At 66.4% G+C, this 16,909-nt stretch carries 13 protein-coding genes; 3 read left to right on the top strand and 10 right to left on the bottom strand.

The features are described from left to right. Nucleotides 1-8: 8 nt before the first annotated feature. Both OG394_RS12700 and OG394_RS12705 read right to left on the bottom strand, forming a co-directional pair. A complete protein-coding gene (locus OG394_RS12700; RefSeq protein WP_328995461.1) occupies nt 9-1,493 on the bottom strand; it encodes a M4 family metallopeptidase in 1,485 nt (494 codons plus the stop codon). A 135-nt stretch (nt 1,494-1,628) separates the two neighbouring features. Continuing rightward, entirely contained in the window at nt 1,629-2,600 is a 972-nt protein-coding gene (locus tag OG394_RS12705) for a helix-turn-helix transcriptional regulator (protein WP_328995463.1), read from the bottom strand. Between the two features lie 63 nt (nt 2,601-2,663). On the opposite strand from OG394_RS12705, the gene OG394_RS12710 reads away from it, so the two are divergent. Beyond that, complete coding sequence (locus tag OG394_RS12710) at nt 2,664-3,758, top strand: winged helix DNA-binding domain-containing protein (RefSeq protein WP_328995465.1); 1,095 nt, start codon at nt 2,664-2,666, stop codon at nt 3,756-3,758. Further along, a complete protein-coding gene (locus tag OG394_RS12715) occupies nt 3,755-4,852 on the top strand; it encodes a winged helix DNA-binding domain-containing protein (RefSeq protein ID WP_328995467.1) in 1,098 nt (365 codons plus the stop codon). Before OG394_RS12710 ends, OG394_RS12715 begins: the two co-directional genes overlap by 4 nt. A gap of 18 nt (nt 4,853-4,870) precedes the next feature. Here the strand turns inward: OG394_RS12715 and OG394_RS12720 are convergent, their stop codons facing one another. The 8 genes from OG394_RS12720 to OG394_RS12755 form a co-directional block, all read right to left on the bottom strand. Next, nucleotides 4,871-5,740, bottom strand: coding sequence for a hypothetical protein (locus tag OG394_RS12720; RefSeq protein ID WP_328995468.1), 870 nt, complete (start codon nt 5,738-5,740; stop codon nt 4,871-4,873). Nucleotides 5,741-6,036: 296 nt separating this feature from the next. Further along, the gene (locus OG394_RS12725) at nt 6,037-7,167 is read right to left on the bottom strand and encodes a hypothetical protein (RefSeq protein WP_328995469.1); all 1,131 of its coding nucleotides are present in this window, start codon (nt 7,165-7,167) and stop codon (nt 6,037-6,039) included. Between the two features lie 14 nt (nt 7,168-7,181). After that, complete coding sequence (locus OG394_RS12730) at nt 7,182-7,796, bottom strand: hypothetical protein (RefSeq protein WP_328995471.1); 615 nt, start codon at nt 7,794-7,796, stop codon at nt 7,182-7,184. A gap of 278 nt (nt 7,797-8,074) precedes the next feature. After that, the gene (locus tag OG394_RS12735; RefSeq protein ID WP_328995473.1) at nt 8,075-10,075 is read right to left on the bottom strand and encodes a hypothetical protein; all 2,001 of its coding nucleotides are present in this window, start codon (nt 10,073-10,075) and stop codon (nt 8,075-8,077) included. Further along, the gene (locus OG394_RS12740) at nt 10,072-13,188 is read right to left on the bottom strand and encodes an ATP-binding protein (RefSeq protein ID WP_328995475.1); all 3,117 of its coding nucleotides are present in this window, start codon (nt 13,186-13,188) and stop codon (nt 10,072-10,074) included. The genes OG394_RS12735 and OG394_RS12740 overlap by 4 nt, the downstream gene beginning before the upstream one ends. Next, the gene (locus OG394_RS12745) at nt 13,188-13,745 is read right to left on the bottom strand and encodes a hypothetical protein (RefSeq protein ID WP_328995476.1); all 558 of its coding nucleotides are present in this window, start codon (nt 13,743-13,745) and stop codon (nt 13,188-13,190) included. Before OG394_RS12745 ends, OG394_RS12740 begins: the two co-directional genes overlap by 1 nt. After that, nucleotides 13,746-14,030 (bottom strand): hypothetical protein, encoded by a 285-nt coding sequence (locus tag OG394_RS12750; RefSeq protein WP_328995477.1) that lies wholly within the window; start codon nt 14,028-14,030, stop codon nt 13,746-13,748. A gap of 28 nt (nt 14,031-14,058) precedes the next feature. Beyond that, a complete protein-coding gene (locus tag OG394_RS12755; RefSeq protein ID WP_328995478.1) occupies nt 14,059-15,213 on the bottom strand; it encodes a conjugal transfer protein in 1,155 nt (384 codons plus the stop codon). Between the two features lie 485 nt (nt 15,214-15,698). Between OG394_RS12755 and OG394_RS12760 the strand changes: the two genes are divergently transcribed. Continuing rightward, entirely contained in the window at nt 15,699-16,574 is an 876-nt protein-coding gene (locus tag OG394_RS12760) for an aldo/keto reductase (RefSeq protein WP_328995479.1), read from the top strand. Nucleotides 16,575-16,909 lie beyond the last annotated feature (335 nt).

Raw genomic sequence — 16,909 nt, forward strand, 5'->3', positions numbered from 1 at the left:
TACAGCCTTCAGAGAATCTTGCGAGCCTTGAAAGCGGTGGTGACCTTCTCGGCGGCCGCCTTGCCGTAGAGCAGACGCGCGGACTGCACGGTGACCCGCGCGGCGTCGGCGAAGGAGGTGTCCGGGGCGTAGAAGAACGTGCCCTGGAGGATCACCTTGTTGGCCTTGTCCCGGCCAAGCGCGTTGTGGATGTCCCACAAGGCGTGCGACCAGATCTCGCCGTCGGAGTGCACCTGGCCGACCAGGTCGTCCATGGTCTTACCCGTGTCGGTACGACGCAGGCAGTGCGGCTCTTCCACCGTGTACGAGGTGGCGTCCCAGTCCATCACGCAGGGCAGATCGAAACCGCGGCTGACCGGCACGGACATCGTCACCGCCCAGTAGTCGCCGAAGCCCTCGCCGATCGAACCGGCCTGCAGCGACTCGCCGTACCCGGGCACGATGTCGTCCTGGATGGCGTGACCGTATTCGTGCCAGATGACCTCGGCGTCCTCGCCGTCGTCGACGCCGCCCGAACCCATCGTGATGGTGTCGGTGGACGGGTCGTAGAAAGAGTTGTCACCGGTGAAGGTGTTGATCTCGAAGTCCTGCGACTCGTTGTTGACCTCGGTGAATCCCAACTTGTGGATGTACTCCTGGGTCTGGTTGACCTGGTAGTACGCGACCACCTGCTCGAATCGGTCGTCGTCGCGCTCGTACAGGAACCGGTTGTTCTCACTGACGGCCACACCGCCCTCGGCGGCGACGATGCGGACGTACTTGCCCTCGAGTTTGCCGTTGCCGTCGAGGTTGCGCAGCACCACGTTCTTGTGTGCCGGCCACAACTCGTCGGTGCTGGCGTCGTCCGCGTCCTGGAGCTTTTCGTTGCGCTCGCTGACCACCGGGTTCGGATCGAAGACGGTGCCGCGGCCGTCGGCGTTGCGGGTGATCACCTTCGACTCGACTGCCGCGCCGGACTTGGCGTCGACGAGCGTACGGGTGACGCCCTCGGCCGAGCGGGACGTGACGTTCCAGACCAGGCGGGCGTTCTTGCCGCCGACCACGGCGAGCTGCGCGGTGCCGTGCGTCGCGGTCGGGATCAGCGTCGTGTTCTTGCCGCCGATGCCGCGGCTCCGGGCGGCGCGTTCGGCGACGGCCTCGTTCGCCGTATCGGTCGCGGTCTCGGCCGGGACCTTCGCGCTGGTCGACAGGTTCGCGGGTACGGCGTCGCGGCCGTCCTTGATCGCGGTCACCTTGCCGGCCTTGTCGACGTGCCGGGCGAGGTATCCGCCGATCACGGGCAGGCCGTTGTACGTCTGCTGGTACCAGTAGTGCTTTCCGAGCAATGAAGTCTTGGTACGGATCAACTTCAGCGCCTGCCCGCTCTCGGTGGTCGCCTCCTGACTCGCCGGTGCCGCCCCCGCGGCGTTGGTCAGGGACAACCCCAGGCTTACTGCCACAAAGCCGGCTGAGGCGGCCGCGATCGCCTTGCGGCGATACACGCTCTTCGCCATGCTCTTTCCCTCCCATAATTCGGTGTGTTCGTACGACTACGAACGGTTCGGACCCTAGTTCGCCGACACGGCTGAGGGGAAGCAAGGTTCCTTGCCAATTCGGGGCAACTCCGGGGCAGTTCGATCAACTTCTGGTCACCGCGGCCTTGGTGAGGCTGTCGCGGCGTGGGTGAGTCTGTCGGCGATGGTCTGCAGTGCGGGTTTGAGCTCCGGCGGCTCGATCACGTCGAAGCCGACACCGAGCATCGCCAGGTATCCGGCCGACATCTCGAGGTTGTCCGAACCGGTCGACAACTCGCACGTGTTCTCGTCGATGGCCTCGAAGTCGCCGACGTACATCGGCAACCGGGCGAGCATCTCCTCCTTCGACGCGTGCAGCCGCACCCGGACCCGGTAGCGCCAGGACGCCGTCGAAACCCCCTTGGTGACGTACGACGCGAGGTCCTCGGCAGGCGCTTCACGCGGGCTGAAACGCGGGCCCATCGGCGTACGCGGCTTGATCCGGTCGACGCGATACGTACGCCAGTCGTCGCGATCGACGTCCCAGGCCACCAGGTACCAGCGGCGGCCGCGTGTGACGAGGCGGTGCGGCTCAGTACTCCGCAAGGTGGGCGTGCCCGTGTGGTCGAGGTAGTCGAACCTCAGACGCTCGTGATCCCTGCAGGCGCCCGCAAGCAGCACTAGCAAGGACGGGTCGACGGTGGGACCTGTGCCGGGTGTAGCGACTATGAAGCGTTGTAGCGCGTCCACCCGGTGTCGTAGACGTGAGGGCAGCACCTGCTCGAGCTTGGCTAGAGCGCGTACGGAGGTCTCCTCGATCCCACTGACCGAGAAATTGGCGGCCGAGCGGAGGCCAACTGTGACCGCTACAGCCTCCTCGTCGTCTAGTAGCAACGGCGGCAGCGCCGAGCCGGCCCCGAGGCGATAGCCGCCAGTGATGCCCGTACTCGCGTTGACCGGGTAGCCGAGCTCACGAAGCTTGTCGACGTCGCGGCGGACCGTACGGGTGCTGACGCCCATCCGCTCGGCCAGGTCCGGGCCGGTCCACTCCCGGTGCAACTGGAGCAGGGAGAGCAGCTTGAGGAGTCTTGCCGAGGTCTCCAGCATGAATCCGATCCTGGCAGACCTTTAGGACAACAGCTGACCGCAACTCGTTTTACAGTCTTCAGCATGACGAATGTCCTCAGCCTTCGTGCCCTCAATCGCGCCACCCTGCAACGGCAATGGCTGCTCGAACGGCAGGACCACACCGCCCTCGACGCGATCGAGCACCTACTCGGCATGCAAGCGCAGATGCCGCTCGCGCCGTACGTCGGTCTCTGGACCCGCCTGACCAATTTCGTACCGGACGACCTCGCGTCGTTGCTCGAGAGCCGGCAGGCGGTCCGCGGATCGATGATGCGGGCAACGATCCACCTGATGTCGAGCCGGGACTTCCTCGGCATCAGGCCGCTGGTCCAACCGTGTATGGACCGTGAGATCTACCAGAACCAGACGTACGGCCGTCAGCGCCTCGAAGGCCTCGACATCCCCGCACTGCTCGCGGCAGGTGAGGCGTTGATGGCCGAGGCGCCGCGGACGGCGGTCCAGTTCCGGGAGGCGCTCGGCCCGCTCTGGCCGAACCACGAACCGCCTTCGCTCGCGCACGCCGTACGCTGCCTGCTCCCCACCATCCAGGTACCGCCGCGCGGGATCTGGGGCAAGGGCGGCAATCCGACCATGTCGACGGCCGACCTCTGGCTCGGCAAACCAGTCGAGGCGATGCCGATCGACGACGTGGTACTGCGCTACTTCGAGTCGTACGGCCCGGCGAGCGTTCTCGACGTACAAGCGTGGTCCGGTCTGACCCGGCTCGGCGAGGTGGTCGATCGCCTCCGGCCCCAGTTGCGCGTCTACCTGTCGCCGGAGGGACGCGAACTCTTCGATCTGGCCTCTTCTTCGTTGCCCGACGAGGATGTGCCGGCGCCGACGCGGTTCGTGCCCGAGTTCGACAACGTACTGCTCTCGCATGCCGATCGGACCCGGTTCCTCGACGACACCCTGCGCGGCCGACTACTGATCGAGGAGCGGATGAGCCGGGGCGCCGTGCTGTACGACGGCCGGGTCGCCGCATTGTGGAAGCTGGTCCGGACTGGCGGGGACAAAGGGCTGGAGGTCGAGCCGGTGACTTCGCTATCCCGTGCGGCGCTTGAGTCGGTCGAGGCCGAGGGCAACGAACTGCTCGCCTTCGCATTGCCCGGTTCGCGTCTACGGTTCATCTCATGACGGACCGCCTGACCCTTCGCCAACTCAACCGCGCGCTGCTCGACCGGCAAGGCCTGCTCGAACGCCGTACCGGCTCCGCCCTCGCGATGATCGACCATTTGGTCGGCATGCAGTCCCAATCCCCCCTCGCCCCTTATGTCGGCCTGTGGTCACGTCTATCGGGCTTCAAACCCGACGAACTAGTCGACCTCATGACCTCACGCGAGGTGTGCCGGATCGTCCTCATGCGCGGCACCATCCACCTGGTCAAGGCAAACGACGCCCTCGCCATCCGCCCCTTGGTAGCCGAAGTGATGCGCCGCGGCCTCGCGTCAAACAAACCCGTCGCCGCCGCTGCCGCCGCCGCACCTTCCCTCGTCGAAGTCGGCACGCGCCTACTTTCCGAGTCGCCCCTAAACCCCACCCAACTAGCCGCAGCCCTAGCCGACGCCTACCCCGGCCACGACCCCGCCCTCCTTTCCCGCGCAGTCCGAGACCTAGTCCCCTGCGTCCAAATCCCCCCACGCGGCCTCTGGGCCAAAGCCGGCCAACCAACCCTGACCACCCCCACCAACTGGCTAGGCACAGACAATCCGTCGCCGTCACTTTCAATCGACGACTTGGTACTCCGCTACCTCAAGGCCTTCGGCCCCGCCAGCATCCAAGACGCCCAAGCCTGGTCAGGCCTAACCCGCCTAACCGAAGTCTTCACCCGCCTCCGCCCCCAACTCCGCACCTACTCGGCACCCGACGGCCGCGAACTCTTCGACCTAGCGTCCCTCTCGCTGCCCTCCGAAGACGTACCAGCACCAGTACGTTTCGTCGCCGAGTTCGACAACCTGCTGCTCTCCCACGCCGACCGCACCCGAGTGATCGCCAACGACCACCGCCGCGAAATCATCACCATCAACGGCATAGTCCGCGGCACCGTCCTCATCGACGGCTTCGTAGCCGCCTGGTGGAAGGCCACAGTCACCCGCACAGACGCCACCCTCCGCGTAACCCCACTAGCCCCCCTCCCCACCGACGACCTCCTCCCCGAGGCCAACCACCTCCTAACCTTCCTAGCCCCCTCCCTCCCAACCACCATCGACCTGCCGTCGACCGGGCGTTAATCCGATCCGACGGATATGTCAGGGCCTTGTCAGTGCGCGCTGATAGATCTCCAAGGCACGAATCCGCTGCGAGATCACCCGGTTGCTATCGAGCCACACCAGTTGTCCGTTGCCCGAGCGCTCGAACTGGGCTTTCTGTTCCGCTTGCCACAGGTAGAACACCTCGATCAACTGCGGCCCGAAGCCAAGATCGGCGGCGGCGCGATCAGCCATACGCTCGTTCCAATGGCGAACACCCGCAAGAACGAGCGGCGCGAGCAGCGGTAGCAAGTACAGGAGGGGGCCGACCGGATCCTCGAAGAAAATCACCGCTGCGAGCACAACGCCAAGGTAGGAAAGCACAAGAAAGCTGAAGATCGCCCAGCCGATCACCGGCACAGTTCGACTCAGTCTGATCAGAGACCGGATCGCGACGGCCACCAGCCGGGCGGGAATCGAGTACCAAGACCCCAACCTGCTCAACGAACTCCTACTCACCATGTGGGACGCAAGCTCTCGCACCATTACCGCTTCCAGCAGGGCGGGCGAAAGCTTGTTGAGCGCCCAATGAGTGACTCCAACCGTACGGCCGATCGTGATCGGGGTCGTGACTTCCTTGGAGTCCTCAATCCAGAGTGAGTGTCGCGGGCCTGCCATCCCGATCTTTGCAGCAGCAGACTTCCAGACTGGACCGATCCTGGCCTCTTCAACGGTGGTTGGTAACCGCACGCCCAGAAGAATCTTGCTCAGCATCCCATCGATACCTGGCAATACGGCGAGAAGTCCGGACAACACCCAGACGAAGATGACCAGCCACTTCGTATCGCGTAGGTCGAGTGCCTCGCACGCCCAGTAGACGATGATGAAGCTGAAGAGCGTCCAGATCGACGCGGCCAGCACCTCGGACACGAAAAGAGCACGCGAGCTGAGCCTCGCGCCGCTGTAGGCAGCTCGCGCCCTCTCGGTTACGCCTCGCTGGGCCGGTTGAGGAGTCCGAGCCTCCCAGTCTGGGGGGCGCGGAGCAGGCACCTGACCCGACGGACCGTTCCCGACCGGAAGCCCTGATGGACCGCCCGCATCACCGACACCATTCATACTCAGCTCCAACTCGCATACAGATCGCAGAAAGCAACTTCGAACGACAACCAGGGTCGGCTACCAACCTGAACCTGCTGCTCCGGTCGGTCCGCTGACCTTAACTTCGTTCAGTACAAGGACACATGAACGTGATCAAAGTGGCCGCCAGTGGCGTCCGCGGTGTCGTATAGGCCTCCCCCACCGTCGTACGCCTTCCATTCGCCCGTCCGTGCGCTCCAGATCTGCCCGTACCAGATCACATACTTCACCCCGGTCTTCGCCGCCGTCTGGATTGTCCAGTTGGCGATGCGGTCGCCGGTAGCCCGCGCCGGCGGTGACCGACGAGCGTCCGTTCCGACCATCAAGTCGCATGCACGCCCGCGCGGGTGATCACTCCGAGGGTTCCAGAGATGGGCATCCCAACAGGTCATGCTCAAATTGCTCAGCGCGGCTCTGGCAGCGGTGATCCAGAGCGCGGTGCGCGGCGTGATCCTTCCACTGGACGTCGGATCATCCACTGAAGCGCGTTGAACAGGCCAGACTCCGTTGACGGGCTTTCCAGCAAACAGTGACTCGCCATTACAGTCGTCAGACGTCAAGCTAGATCCGGTTCCACCACTCGGCTTCGCGCCGGCGCGTCCCGCGTAAGGGTCACCGCCGCGGCGCACATCGATGCCGGCTTGCGCTGCGATCGACCGTGCCGTTCGCTCATGTCTCGCGTACGCGTCCGGGAAGGCAGACACCTGGACGGCCTGAGCGGCTTCTGTATAGGCCATTGAAGGCCAGTTGTCGATGTCGACCAAGCCGGGAGGAGCGGGAGGTTTCGCCCCGCCAAAGAATGCCTCCGCGGCATATCGCGGATCGAGGATCTGCTCGCGTGAACCCCAACCTACTGAGGGGCGCTGCTGGAACAGGCCAAGAGAATCCCTGTCGCCATAGTTGATGTTCTGCAACTGTGACTCTTGAAGTGCTGTCATCAGAGCGACCAATGTCGCCTGTCCGGGCAAGCCACGTGCCACGGCAACCTCGTCGATGACCTTCGCGTAAGCGACCTGGCGCGTGCGCAGGTTCCCATCTATCTTCGGGTCATCGGCGTTGCCTGGCCACGCGGGAGGGCAGCTCGCCACCGCGGTGTCACCACCCGCTCCGAAGGGTGCCAGCATCACCAGGCCGAGCACACCCACGATCGCGGCGGTGGCCGCTAGCTTGATCACCAGGCCTTTGGAGGAGCCGTGGCCCCCTGCATCCATGTCAAACATCGACGCTGCCCCCATCACGGGCCTGTCCCGCCGTTGATCTCGCTGATCAACCATTTACCCTCGTATGGCACCAAGGTCACCAAAAGTGGCAGTTTGATCCGGTCCTTTGTCTTGCCAGTGATATCGATAGTGACTGTGACCAGCCGACTGATCCTGGTCGGAGTGTCGACAGGAGCCGATCCCTCCCGCGGCGGCGTCACAGGTGCGGCGACGACCACCGACTTACCACCGTCGGCCCGAAGCGCTTCATAGGTCGGGTCTCCTGAAGACTTCAGGCTGTCCGACACCTCGGCCGTTTGATAGGTCGCGACCTTGTCCACTAACGCCTCGTATGTCTCAGCAGCCGGGTTGCGCGTGTAGAACGCATGCGCCCACAGGTTCACGACATGGCTCGCAACAGTCACCGCGTCGCCTGACGGCCCACTGGTCACGACGGGTGGGAGAGGAATGCTTGAACTCTGGCTCGTTGAGGGAGTGGTCGGGCTGCCGCCGAGATCAGGCGGCTCCTCTGATGTAAGAGGAACTGCGGGGGTCAACAGCCCGACCGCCGGTTCATCCGGATCGTCCCTGCCGAGCAGCTTCGGTAGGCCACCGCCAATACCCAATACGATGATGGCAAGCAGCAGCACCGCAACAACAGCAGCAACCGGGCTCCCCGGCTCAGCTTGCCTTCTGTCACGAAGCCACGCCGTCCGTTTGGCATGGTCGTCACTTCGCCACGACCGCATAGCCTTTCGCCGCTCCCGCCGACTCAGATCCTTGAAATCGTCTGGGTACTCGTAGTCAGCGCGGACAAAGTCGGCCCACCCGCTCGGGGAGTCAGGGCTCTCCACCGGATCCCGGCCAGCGCGACGTGCCTGTGCGTCGCGACCTCCGTCATCGGCACCCCTGCTGTCAGGCATGCGCGTCACCTACTTCGAGGGACAAGGACGGTGACACCGTCCTTGGTCACCGTCGAATAGTCCCGGAATCGTCGCTGTGGCCCCGATGAAGACCGCGATCGGCGGTCGCGATGGGCCTTCGGCGGCCCGTCACGCAAGCTGGCCGAATAGGTCTGGTTTCGCGGCTCGTACCTCGGGCCTGCCGCCTGCGCCGCCGCGTTCTGGCGGACGTGACGCCCCTTGCGCGTATCCGACTTGCTGGATTGGCCGGACGTTGCCACTGTGCTGGCGCCAACTGTGACGGCACGCCGACCACCTCGGCCACCGCCGTCGACCTTTGCTCCAGACAGACGAGCGGCGACCACCCCGGCCGAGTCACTGCCCTGCCGATTTCCCTGCGAGTCGCGATGCAGGGCGGCATCCTTCCGTCCACCTGGACCGCCGACTCCACCGGCAGGCGCAGAGCCGATAGCTCTGCGATCCGCAACACCTGGCAACTCGTGGGCCGGTCGAGCGGCTCCACCGAGCCCCTTCGCAGACATCCCTGGTGCCGGTGACTGCCGATACACCCGGACGCTCGACATCCTTTCCGCTCTCTCCTGCGGCATGGCCCGGTCGCGGCCACGGTCAGTTGATGGAATGGGACTCGCCGCACGGCTGTTGACAGCGCCCATCATCCGGCGGACCGCGCGCATCGCACCGCGACGCGCCATACCGCCCATCGCAACACTGGCCATACCTGGCCGCATCATCGTCGCCATGCTCTCGACCATTCGCCGCAGCCGGAAACCTGCTACCAGCACTGCGATGGCAAGACCACTGACTGGAAGCCATCCGAGTGTGTCCGTCAGCCCGAACACCGCTGTCAACAAGGTCAGCGTCACTGAGAAGATGAGCATGGCAAGGAACGACTGCAGGACAAGACCGACCAAGGCCTCGAACCAGTTCATACCCCATTGCCGTGGACGCCCTGGAATGATCCACATACAGACGAAGAACATTCCGATGATCAGCAACAACAGGCAACCCACAAAGGCCATCAACGCCGTGAAGGCGAGGCTCAAGGTGAGTGCGGCGAACAATGTTGCAACGATCGCGCCGAGTGTGAGGACACCGACACGACCGAAGGGATTCTCGCCCTTCGCCCATTGGACTGTGGCAGCGTCGGACCCGCCTTCGGCATCCACCAACTCGTTGTCGATGAACTTGTTCCGCGCCTCACCGTCCGTGCCCTTATCGAGGATCGCCTTGCCGTAGCGTTCGCATGCGGCCAGCGATCCGAACTCGGCGACGCACCAAGGCATCACCACGAACGCGCGCCAGCTCGAGTCACCTGACTTCCGAAGCAGATTGTCTTCTTTCTGGCCGGTGAAACTGGGTTCTGGCCAAGCGATCGGCGCCTTGACCGTGTCCCCTAAAGCATCGGTCGAGGTCGCGACGACGACGTCGGAGCCGAACTTCCGCGCACCATCGACGCCGTCCAACCAGGTGGCCGGAGCCACCGAGAAGCTAGTCGCGATAACACCGGCCGCGAGCACCCAGGTCAGCTGCCCCATCGCGCTTCCCCCCGCACGGCGCTGCGAGTATGCGGCGACCGCACCGAAGGCGAGCGCCGAGGGCAACAGCCACCCGACAAGGTTCGTGTTCACGCTTCCGATCGCGCTCGTTGCGGTCTCAGTCAACGGCTTGATGTCCGTGAAGGAGAACAGCCACCACCCCACGGCTATCGCTCCGCGGGTAATCGCGACGATGTACATCATCACGAGATGCGCATAGCCGTTGAACACCGTTTCGACCGGGTCGCGGACGCTGGCATCGAAATCGATGCCGTAGGCCATCGGGCTGTAATTCTCGAAGAGAGTCTTCCCGTCGCTGTGGCTTAGGTCGGGGGTGGGGAGGAGGTCGGCGAAGCCGGTGGGGGTGGTGGGTTGGGGGTCGGGGTCGGCGGCTAGGGCTAGTTGGGTGGTGGTGATGAAGGAGATGGCTAGGACGAAGAGGGTTTTTCGTGCACGGCGCGCCCATCTCATGCGACGTGCTCCTTCTTTCCGGAGCTCTTGCGGTTCTTGGGGCGGTCGTCCGGGTCGTCGTCATCGTCGTCGTCGAGGTCGTCTTCGTCCTCGTCGGTAAGGTCGTCGGCGTCGGTGTCGGTGAGGTTTTCGTCGTAGACGCCGTACATGGCCTCGTTGTAGGCCGGGTCGGCTTCTTGGTCGTAGAACTCGTCGTCGGTTACGCCGTAGCGGGCCGCTTGGGCGGTCGCGGCGGGCATCGGCTCGGCGGCGGGGGCCTGGTAGGGCTCGGGGTGGGGGTCCATCCCGGCCTGCATCGGGCCGACGGTGCCGTACCCGCCCGGTGCGTATGCGGCTGCTTCGTGCCCGGCTGCCGGTTGCCCGGGTGCCATACCGCCAGCCGAGGCATCCGCTGGCATGCCGCTACGCGTCGGGTCGACGGCCGGCACGGCGGCGGCTTGCGGCGTACCAGTGGCCGGGTTGGCTCGCGAAGCGGGCGCTGGGGCGCCCATTGGGTGACCGTTCGCGTGGGCGTTGGCCTGGGCGGTGGTGGGTTCGGTGTGGAGGTTGGTTAGGGCGTGGAGGGCGGCTTGGGCTTCTAGTTCGTCGTCTTCGAGGTCGGTGGTGAAGGGGTCGATCTCGGGTTGGACGGTGGGGGCCGGGGCCGGGGTGTTGGCGTGTTCGCTGGTGGGGGTGGTGCGGAGGAGGTCGGCTACGCGCTGGCTGGGGATGTCGACCTGGACGGTCGCGACCTCGTCCCAGCGGTCGCGCATGATGCAGTGACCGTGGCGGATGGACTTGCCGTTGCCGGCGGTGTTGATGCCGCGGACGAGGGTTTGGTACGGCGCGGTCTGCGGGCGGCCGAGGAGTTCGAGCAGGGAGTCGACCTGTTCGCGGGAGCGCAGGCTGAAGGCGAACAGGGTGGTGATCTGCTCGACCAGGCCGGGCAGTTTCAGGATCGAGGCCGGGTCCTGCGTGTCGAGCACCAGGGAGGCGCCGAGGGCACGGCCGACCCGGGCGATGTAGTCCAGGAACGAGGCGCCATCGGGGGTCTTCGTGAGCAGGTGGACCTCGGGCACGATGACGACCTTCGAGCGGCCGCGGAACTCCCGGCGCCCCGTGGTGCGGACCATCCAGGCGAGGCAGCCGCGCAGACAGGCCATACCGACGCGCTCGATCGGGGACCACGATTCCGGCGCCGACTCGGGCGACGGCAGGGTCAGACCGGGCATCTGGACGACCCAGAGGCCCGGGTTCGTCGTGAGGGAGGACAGACCACTCGGCGGTCCGGCGACAACGCTGCCCAGGCCGGTTTCGACCAGGTCGCGCAGGGCGAAACCGACCATGCGGGTGTTCTCGTTGTCGTCGGCGCAGAGGCGCTGGATCACGCCCCACGACGAGGGATCGGGTGATTGCAGCTCGGCGCGAGTCGCCGCCATCACTGGGGCTTCGGCCGCTCCGCGCAGGTGTTGCGGCAGCAGCAGCATCAGCTGGGACGGCGCCTGCAGCAGCGCGTCGTCGGCGGGAAGCACGCGGAGCAGGTCGGCGGCACCGGAGAAGCGGGCCGTGATCTCGATGACCGCGGTCGGCACGCCGTACTCCGAGGCGACGGCCGAGACACCGGCGGCGTCACCCTTGAGGTCGAGCAGCGGCACCCAGGCGCCGGCAAAAGCCGAGTCGAGGCCCGCCAGCATCGCGGCAGTGGTCTTGCCTCGACCCGATCGGCCGAGGAATACCGAGGTGGTCGCGTCGCCGAGGGCCGAGCCTGCTGCCGCGTCGAAGCGGACCAGGCCCGGGGTGGAACCGGTCAGGTAACCGATGGCCGGGCCGGAGGCGTCGCCAACCGAGGCACCGCCCCAGAACCACGAGCCGAAGAAGGCGGTGGACTCGCGGACATGCCCGAGGTCCGGCACGCGGAGTTGGTCGCCGGGCAGGGACTCGAGCCAGAGGTCGCGCTGCTCGTCGGCACCAGCGGCGACGGTGATACCGCGGTCGGCGTAGTGCGCGATGACGGCATCGACGTACGTCTCGAGGTCTTCGCGGGTGTCCGCACTGACCAGCAGGCGCGGGTGGTCCTCGACCAGGGTCAGGCCGCTGCGGTTGATATCGCGTTTGACCTCGCGCATCACCCGCTCGGTCTCGACGATCTCGTCGGCGGTCTCCTCGGCGGTGCCCTTCGCGGCGGAACGACGCTGCTCCTTGGCGCTCTTGCGGGTCTCGTCGACGAGGTGGCGGGCCGTCTTCTTGGTGAGGACGCGGAACCGCACCGACGCCTCGACCGTCACGTCGATCTCGTCGCCGTCGTCGTCGATGGCCTTGATCTCGCTCAACGTACGCAGCCACTCCCCGTTGCCCGGAGTCTCGAGCTCCTCGGGGAAGTCGGTCATCGCGAGGACGGTCGTGTATGCCGAGATCTGGCCGCGGGCGTCGTAGATGCGCAGGTGATCGGTGTACGGCACTACGCGGCCGGAGGTCAGCCGGGCCAGCGAGGCGCCGGTGATGAGGCCGCGCTTCGGGGCCGCGATCGCGCCTCGGTGCATCTCGCGGCTGACCAGCCAGGAGATCACCTCGGCCGGCGCGGCGTGGGCCCGCCACACGGTGCTGGCGAGCTGGCGGCCGAGTTTGCGGACGCGCTCGTCGAGGTGGGCCAGTTCGCGGGCGCTGACCCGCCACGACGTCGTACCCAGGGCGTCGCTGATGGCGCCTCGGACCTGGGCGGTGGCGCGCGGGTCGCGGTCGCTGAGGTGGACGCCGAGTGCGACGTACCGCTCGGGCATGCGCATCTCGTCGATGCGGTCGGCGCGGGTCTGGGCCCAGGCCTCGTGGTCGCCGAGGCGGTAGTGGCCGTCGACGCTGTCGATGTAGTCGCGGCCGGTCGAACGGCCCCAGACCACCTTGAGGTGGCTGAGCCGGTCGCCGAGGATCGTCGCGGCCGCGCTCACCGCGGCGTCGAGGGCGGCGTCCTGCTCGGCCTCGGTGGCCAGGTCGGTGTTCGCGACGGAGATCAGGTACCACGCTTCGGCGTGGCGCTCGCTCACGAGCAGGCCGTCCGCGATGGCGACCAGCCGGGGTGGCGGCAGGCCGCGATCCCGGCCGATTCCCACCAGGTTCAGGAGCTTGTCAGCGATCTTCATCAGTGCCTCTTCCCCGTGGTCCGGCGCCGAACCCGATCTAGCTGGTCCGTCCCGAGTAGACGGGCCCGCTGGTTCACCGTGATGTCCGCTCCGGCGCGGACTCTCGGGTCGTGCACGACGACTTCCTCGCGCTCCCATTCGGGAGTCACCCGGGCCTTGGCCAGGTTCGCCACCTTGTGCGTGGCGACCCGGTCCCGCCAGGGCAGGTATTCGCTCTTGTCGGCCGCCCGCGCACCCAGCCCGATGATCGGCCGGTGCGAACGCAGGGCATAACGCACCGCGAGCGCCCATTCGGTCACCCGGCGGCGGCGCTCGTGGAACTTGCCCGGCCGCCAGCCGAACGCCGTGATCACGAACGGCGGCACGATGTAGAAGCTGATCGTGGTCTTACCGGGCACCCCGAGGATGGGGATCAGCAGTAAAACCCAGGCGAGCACGATCACCGCGCCGAAGATGATCATCCGGCGACGGGCACCCTCTCCGAGGTCGATGCCGAGCAGGTCGTACTGCCGGGTCTCGATCTCGAAGTGATGGGTGAGGGTACGGCCGACACGCATTCAGCTACCCCCGGACACCAGAGTCCAGAAGCCCTTCAGCACGTTGATGGTCTGGTTGTTGGCGTAGATCAGCCCGCCGACCAGCACACCCGCGGCGATGTGGCCGAACAGCTCGCCCCACTCGCGCTTGAAGTAGTGCCCGATCGAACGCAGCACCAGGATCGCGATGAAGATGTTCCCCGCGATGACGAGAACCCAGTCCTTGAAGTCCGCGCCCGTCGGGACGTTGCTGTCGGCGAGTGGCGCAGCGAGCTCCACCACGCTCGCGACCAGTTGGTGAGTCATCATTGCGGTATCTCCCTTGTAACCGTGGTCATCCGACGGCAGCCACTTGCCATCGTTGCGCTCCGTCCGCGGCGACGGTCCGCCGCAGGGTGAGCGAGTAGGTCTGGTCGAGGGTGGTGTCCCCCGAACCGGACCAGGTGACAGCGGCCGTCGCGTGACGTTCGTTGTCGTCTCCGGTGAAGACCTGCCAGTCGGCCAGTTCTTTCAACTTGACCGAGCCGTTCAGGCTGCGAATGGCGGCGCCGGGCGCGGTCACGGCCGCCACCTTGGCGTCGGATTCGCCGTACGCCCCGAAGAACGCCTTCGCGTCGTTCAGCGTGACGGCGGTCAGGTCGTCGTCCGGCACGCCTGCCTCGGGCATGTTCTCGGGCAGCGCGGCCGGCAGATCGGCGACGTACGTCGGGGGGCCGCTGACGACGACCCGTGCCGACGTCCGGGCCACCGGCACCGAGATGCGCTGCCAGGTCGGTTTGCCGCGGACGAAGACCCGTCCGTTGCGGACGAACGGCACGACCATCACGCGGACGTCGACCTGGGCGGCGACACCGCCGGGATCGACGGTCACCTCTCCCGGGTACGCCGCGGCGGCGGCCTGGCGACCCCGCCCGTTCCAGCCGACGCGCTCGTCCAGCCCGGTGGCCAGGTCGCGTTTGATCGCGGCCGGCCGGGCATCCGGGTTCAGCTCGTCCCAGGACAGGTACGACATGGCGAACCTCGTCCCGACGGCCTGCGCCTCGTCCTTCGGGTACGTCGAACTGGCGCTTCCGGCGACCGGCGGCGCGCTGTTCGGGCGGATCCACGAGCGCACACCGCTGATCGCGGCGAGCAGCAGAACGACGACCACCAGACCGCGCAGGAAGCGCCGTGCCCAGGTGGTGAAGGACGACTCCGGCTCCGTCGCCCACGGGGTCGCGCGGCTGTCGCCAGGACCGGGCGCGCCACGATGCTGCGGCGTCCGGTGCTGCTGCGGCCCGGCCGGACCCGGTGCGGGCTGGCCGGTCGTGGGCTGATTCGGCGTCGGCCGTCGCGGCGGCGCCATCACGCCACCGGCGGGAGGCTGTGCGGGACCGGAACTACGGTGCGGACCGGTGGATCCCTTGGCCTGCCGAGGCGGCAGCGGTGCCGGCGCACCAGGGTGCGTCCACCAGTCGGCCTCGACATCTTCTGGACGGAGCTCGTTCACCGGGCCATTCGGGCGCCGTTTGTCCGACCAGTGCTCACCCTTTGGCGGCAAGTTCAACAGGCTGCGCCACCAACTCATCTCTCCCCGCCCCTCAAACAGCAGTTGTGCGGACAGTAGCCGGGAGAATACGGCAAGCAATTGTCCGTCGGGAGTCCTGGGACCAGCATCTGGTTCCCTCATCGCCGACGGCGGTCATACCGTTACGTCTTGTCGTCGTAACGGCACACTCCGGTGACGGGAGTGACGTCCTCGGTGCCCTTGCCATAGTTCCTCTCCTATGCCTGCCTACATCCCCAGGCCCGCGCAACCATGCCATACGACTCCGACAGTTTCGAAAATCCGTGCGAACAACATGGTAAAGAACGACACAACCGATCACACAGCGTGACCATTCTCGGGTGTGTCGTCCCTGTGGATAACCCTCTCATCTGTCTGGTGTGAAGGCTAGGCTCGCGGTGATAAACACGCTCGCCAGGAGGGTCACGATGGAGAAACGAAGGCTTGGGCGGCTCGGGCACGAGAGCTCGGTGCTGATTTATGGGGCCGCCTCGCTGGGTGGGGTGGACCAGGATCGCGCGGACGCCTCGATCCAGGAGGCGCTGGACGCCGGGATCAACCACTTCGACGTCGCGGCCGACTATGGCGACGCCGAGATCCGGCTCGGGCCGTGGATGCCGCAGATCCGGGACCGGATCTTCCTCGCCACCAAGACCGGGCGGCGTACGGCGGAGGAGGCCTGGGCGGAGATCAATCGTTCGCTCGAACGGCTGCAGACCGATCACGTCGACCTGATCCAGATGCACTCCGTCTGCGATCTGGAGAACCTCGACCTGGTCACCGGGAAGGGTGGCTCGCTCGAGGCCGCGATCCGGGCCAAGGAGGAGGGGCTGGCGAAGGCGATCGGTATCACCGGTCATACCGCGGCGGCGCCGAGTGTGCATACCGAGGGGCTGCGGCGGTTCGACTTCGACAGCGTGCTGACTCCGCTGAACTATCACCTCTCGACCGATCCGGAGTATGCCGAGGCGTATGCGGGGCTTGTCGCGGCCATTGAGGCCTCGGGTGCCGCGCTGATGACGATCAAGATGATCGCCCGGCGGAACTGGCACGACGGCGAGGAGAAGACGTACGACACCTGGTATGCGCCGTTCGACGAGCAGCGCTACATCACCGCTGCGACCGCCTGGCTGCTGAACGGGCATCCCGAGATCACCGGCCTCGCGACGGCCGGCGAGACCCGGTTGCTGCGCCAGATGGTGATCGCCGAGCGCGAGCGGGCGGAACTGAGTGCCGAGGACGCCGCGGCCATCCTGGAGGAGGTGAAGGACTACTCATCGCCGTTCATCACGATGCCGTTCTGACCGCCCACCGGGTTCTGACCACCGGTCTGACCGGCAGCCGAGGCCTGTCCAGGGCGCCTGGCCGCCGTTCTGACCGCCCAGTAATCGGCCGCGCCGCTGTTCTGACCGTGGCGCCGCCGTTTCGCCCGCACCGCTGTTCTGACCGCGCCGGTCTGATCCGCTCGGTCGGAGCAAGGTCGACCGGGCGAAGGTCGTCCAGGGCGAGGTGGTCCGGGGCGAGGTTGTACGGCGTGGGGGTGTGTTGGGGTGGGCGGGTGGCGTGAGAGGCTCGGCGGGCCGCCTTTGGGCACGTCTGCCCTTGTGGCGGTTGTGCTCGCGGGCGGTCCTGCTTTGAC

It is taken from the genome of Kribbella sp. NBC_01245 (assembly GCF_036226525.1).
Lineage (GTDB): Bacteria > Actinomycetota > Actinomycetes > Propionibacteriales > Kribbellaceae > Kribbella.

What these genes read in the sequence shown, in the direction of transcription:
- OG394_RS12735 (WP_328995473.1), bottom strand. Translation starts at nt 10,075, where the DNA reads ATGAGATGGGCGCGCCGTGCACGAAAAACCCTCTTCGTCCTAGCCATC.
- OG394_RS12705 (WP_328995463.1), bottom strand. Translation starts at nt 2,600, where the DNA reads ATGCTGGAGACCTCGGCAAGACTCCTCAAGCTGCTCTCCCTGCTCCAG.
- OG394_RS12750 (WP_328995477.1), bottom strand. Translation starts at nt 14,030, where the DNA reads ATGACTCACCAACTGGTCGCGAGCGTGGTGGAGCTCGCTGCGCCACTC.
- OG394_RS12760 (WP_328995479.1), top strand. Translation starts at nt 15,699, where the DNA reads ATGGAGAAACGAAGGCTTGGGCGGCTCGGGCACGAGAGCTCGGTGCTG.
- OG394_RS12715 (WP_328995467.1), top strand. Translation starts at nt 3,755, where the DNA reads ATGACGGACCGCCTGACCCTTCGCCAACTCAACCGCGCGCTGCTCGAC.
- OG394_RS12740 (WP_328995475.1), bottom strand. Translation starts at nt 13,188, where the DNA reads ATGAAGATCGCTGACAAGCTCCTGAACCTGGTGGGAATCGGCCGGGAT.
- OG394_RS12700 (WP_328995461.1), bottom strand. Translation starts at nt 1,493, where the DNA reads ATGGCGAAGAGCGTGTATCGCCGCAAGGCGATCGCGGCCGCCTCAGCC.
- OG394_RS12725 (WP_328995469.1), bottom strand. Translation starts at nt 7,167, where the DNA reads ATGTTTGACATGGATGCAGGGGGCCACGGCTCCTCCAAAGGCCTGGTG.
- OG394_RS12710 (WP_328995465.1), top strand. Translation starts at nt 2,664, where the DNA reads ATGACGAATGTCCTCAGCCTTCGTGCCCTCAATCGCGCCACCCTGCAA.
- OG394_RS12745 (WP_328995476.1), bottom strand. Translation starts at nt 13,745, where the DNA reads ATGCGTGTCGGCCGTACCCTCACCCATCACTTCGAGATCGAGACCCGG.